The following is a 4002-nucleotide window of genomic DNA, read 5'->3' as shown; positions in this document are numbered from 1 at the left end:
GAAACCAACAACAACGTCCTGACGGATGAACATATCAAGCAGATCATGGCGGTGTTTGATAGCAAAGAGAATGTCGATTACCTGGCCCGCTCGGTGCCCTTGGAAAAAATCGCTGCCAACGATTATAACCTCTCAGTCAGCAGCTATGTGGAAGCCGAGGACACTCGCGAGAAAACCGACATCACTCAGCTAAATGCCGAATTGAAAACCACCGTGGCTAAAATTGATCAGCTACGGACGGATATTGATGCAATTGTGGCGGAAATAGAGGGAGCTTGAGATGAGTGAACTGAGTTTTATGGAAAAGCTGCTGGATGGGGTAGAGGTGGAGTGGATTGCGCTGGGGGGTGGTGTTGTCGAATTTCAGCGAGGCAAACGGCTTGTCAGATCTCAGCTAGAAGAAAGTGGTAAGTACGCAGTTTTTCAGAACAGTATGAAACCACTTGGGTATTATCATGAAAGCAATGTAGAAGCCGAAACAGCGTTCATCATTTGTGCCGGTGCTGCTGGAGAGATTGGCTATAGCAAAGATCCGTTTTGGGCAGCAGATGATGTCTATTTCGCCGTTACACCTGAGTTAGTGAACAGCAAATATTTATATCATTTCTTGCTTACGCAGAAAGAAAGAATTGAAGGCCAAGTCCGGCGTGCCAGTATTCCACGCTTATCTAAATCAGCAATTGAAAAGCTCGAACTTCCCATCCCTTGCCCGGATATGCCCGAAAAATCGCTTGAGATTCAGTCCGAAATCGTCCGCATTTTGGACACCTTTACCGAGCTGACCGCCGAGCTGACCGCCGAGCTTAGCCTGCGCAAAAAACAATACAACCACTACCGCGACCAGTTGTTGAGTTTTGAGGAAGGGGAAGTGGAGTGGAAGACGTTGGGGTGGATTGGCGATGTTCGCATGTGCAAGCGAATCATGAAAAATCAAACCTCAGATTCTGGCGATATCCCATTCTTCAAAATAGGTACATTCGGAAAAGAGCCCGATGCATACATTTCACGAGATGTCTTTGAGGAGTACAAGGAAAGATATAGTTACCCAAGAGTGGGTGAAATACTTATATCTGCTAGCGGCACAATCGGTCGCGCCGTGATCTTTAATGGAGAAGATGCTTACTTTCAAGACAGCAATATAGTTTGGCTCGAAAATGATGAAAGTAAGGTGCTGAATAAGTACTTATTTTATTTTTACCAGATTGCCAGCTGGAATGTATCTGACGGTGGTGTAATCAAGCGATTGTACAATGACAATATCAAAAAAACGCTTATTCCAATCCCATTTCCAAATGACCCAGAGAAATCTTTAGCTGAACAGGCAAGGGTTGTTGAAATTCTTGATAAATTCGACATCCTGACCACTTCGATCAGCGAAGGTCTACCCCGCGAAATCGAACTACGTCAAAAGCAATACGAGTATTATCGTGACCTGTTGTTGAGCTTCCCGAAATCTCATGCAGATGAGGCAGCTTAATGAGCGGTCAATTGTACAACCTGATCATGGCAAGCGTGCCTAGCTTTTACTCAGGCGATCAAGGGGAATTCACGATTCTAAAAGACAGGTTTCTTGAATATACGGAAGCCGCTATCAAAGAGCAATTTCAATCATTAGATCAGGATGCAATAAATAACCTCAAGAATCTGCCAACCATATTTGCGGTCGAGGATGAAGTTGCTGATGCAAGAATTGGGAAAATTACCGATATTAAAGTTAATTCTAATAATTTACGCGTTAAGTATAGATTTGGCAAAGACTACTACCCTTTAACTAGAAGTCTTCTAAAGGAGAAGCAACAAAAATTAGATATCGATGATTTTGAGTTTCACCGGGGGCATTGGGCCGTTAAGAAATGTGATATTTCTGAATTTTATGGGGAGTATTTAAAATCTCTTACAGGGATTGCCCATGAATTAAAGAATACTGATAAAAAAGTGCAGTTAATCTATGCCTTCAATGGTACGGGTAAAACACGTTTGTCACGTGAATTTAAAAAGATCATCGCGCCAAAGGAAGATGGACTTGATGATCTTGATGGTGCAGAGCAAGCGCCACTGTCGCGCCACAAGGTTTTTTATTACAACGCGTTTACGGAAGACTTGTTTTACTGGGATAACGACCTAGATGCTGATGCAGAGCCGAAGCTGAAAATCCAACCCAATACGTTTACCGATTGGATAATAAGAGATCGCGGGCAAGATCAAAATATAATTGCCAATTTTCAGCGTTATACTAACAACAAACTAACGCCTAAGTTTATAGAAGAAACAAGCCAAATGACTCAAAACGGGCGACGAGTAAATATAAGTACTTTTCCTGAAGTTGAATTTACTTATGAGCGTGGAAGTGAACATACCCCGCCGATAAAAATATCTAAAGGTGAAGAAAGTAATTTCGTGTGGAGTGTTTTTTTTACGCTACTTGAAGAAGTTATGGAGATCTTGAAAGAACCTGATATAGATAAACGTGAAGATGACTATTTTAACGAGCTTGAGTATGTTTTCATCGATGATCCGGTAAGCTCTTTAGATGATAACCACCTAATTGAATTAGCTGTTAATTTGGCAAGCCTTATAAAATCAAGTGAGTGTAATATTAAGTTTGTAATTACCACTCACAACCCGCTTTTTTATAATGTGCTATCGAATGAATTTAATAATAAGTGGTGTAAAAACCCCGAAGCTGAGCCGCGTGTTTGGAATTATAAGCCAAACCAATGCCAAAAATATCGTTTAAATAAAAATCTCGAAGAAAGATTTGATTTAATTGAACTTGGTATAAAGACACCTTTTTCTTATCACTTACACTTATTATCAGAGATAAGGAAAGCCATTAGTGATAATCAAGTTAAAAAATATCACTTTAATTTTCTAAGAAATGTTTTAGAAAAAACCGCTACATTCTTAGGACACGATAAATGGGAGAACCTTCTTCCCAAAGTTGCAGATCATTCTTTCGACTCATATGCCAATCGAATTCTACAGTTATCTAGCCATTCTGCACATGCAGGTGAAGAGACTGGCGAAGTTGAGGAAAATGATAAAGTAAAGCTTGAAGAGCTTGTTAATCATATAAGCAGTGAATATGGTTTTTGGCAGCAGGAGGTGGAAGTTGATCAATAAGAATTTGACCATCCAAGATCAAACCTCAGAGTTCTTACTCTACACAGCCCCCAATGGGGATGTGAAAGTTGAAGTATTGCTCAGTGGCGAAACCATTTGGCTCACGCAAAAACGCATTGCGCAGCTGTTTGGCGTGGGTGTACCTGCCATTTCAAAGCACTTGGATAATATTTACGATTCAGGCGAACTACAACGTGAGGCAACTATTTCCATTTTGGAAACAGTTCAACAAGAAGGCAAACGTGAAGTTAAACGCAAACTGGAGTACTACAACCTCGACGCCGTTATCTCTGTTGGGTACCGAGTTAACTCGGCGCAGGCCACCCAATTTCGCATCTGGGCAACAAAGCTGATTAAAGAATACATCATCAAAGGCTTTGCCATGGATGATGAGCGCCTCAAGAATGGCCGCTATTTTGGCAAGGACTACTTCAAGGAGCTATTGGAGCGGGTGCGCTCTATACGCGCTAGCGAGCGGCGCGTTTATCAGCAGATCACTGATATTTTTGCTGAATGTAGCATCGATTATGATCCTAAATCGAAAACCACCCAGCAGTTCTATGCCCACGTTCAGGATAAGTTTCATTTTGCTATTACCGGCCATACCGCAGCAGAGATCATTGCGCTGAAAGCAGATGCCAGCAAGCCCTTGATGGGCATGAGCACTTATAAAAATGCACCGGACGGGCGAGTATTAAAGTCGGATACAATCGTCGCGAAAAACTACCTGAGTGAAAATGAAATAAAACAGCTGGAGCGCGCCGTATCTGCGTTTTTTGATTATATCGAGGGCATCATTGAACGGCGCAATACTTTTACGATGGAGCGCTTTGCTGAGAGTGTCGATAAATTCCTAACATTCACCTGAATCCGTGAGAC

General features: G+C 41.9%; 4 protein-coding genes. All 4 read left to right on the top strand.

Translation table 11 applies throughout. The features are described from left to right. A partial coding sequence (locus B3V51_RS06900) for an N-6 DNA methylase (RefSeq protein ID WP_286708155.1) occupies positions 1-279 on the top strand: 279 nt, incomplete at its 5' end. 1 nt (position 280) lies between these two features. Next, entirely contained in the window at positions 281-1477 is a 1197-nt protein-coding gene (locus tag B3V51_RS06895; RefSeq protein ID WP_286708154.1) for a restriction endonuclease subunit S, read from the top strand. Further along, entirely contained in the window at positions 1477-3123 is a 1647-nt protein-coding gene (locus tag B3V51_RS06890) for an AAA family ATPase (protein ID WP_286708153.1), read from the top strand. Before B3V51_RS06895 ends, B3V51_RS06890 begins: the two co-directional genes overlap by 1 nt. Continuing rightward, positions 3113-3991, top strand: a complete 879-nt coding sequence (locus tag B3V51_RS06885; RefSeq protein ID WP_286708152.1) for a virulence RhuM family protein — start codon at positions 3113-3115, stop codon at positions 3989-3991. Before B3V51_RS06890 ends, B3V51_RS06885 begins: the two co-directional genes overlap by 11 nt. Positions 3992-4002: the final 11 nt, after the last annotated feature.

Source organism: Psychrobacter sp. UBA2514 (assembly GCF_002341255.1).
Taxonomy (GTDB): domain Bacteria; phylum Pseudomonadota; class Gammaproteobacteria; order Pseudomonadales; family Moraxellaceae; genus Psychrobacter; species Psychrobacter pacificensis.
The sequence above is the reverse complement of the archived record's forward strand: the minus strand, read 5'-3'. Positions and strand labels throughout refer to the sequence as shown.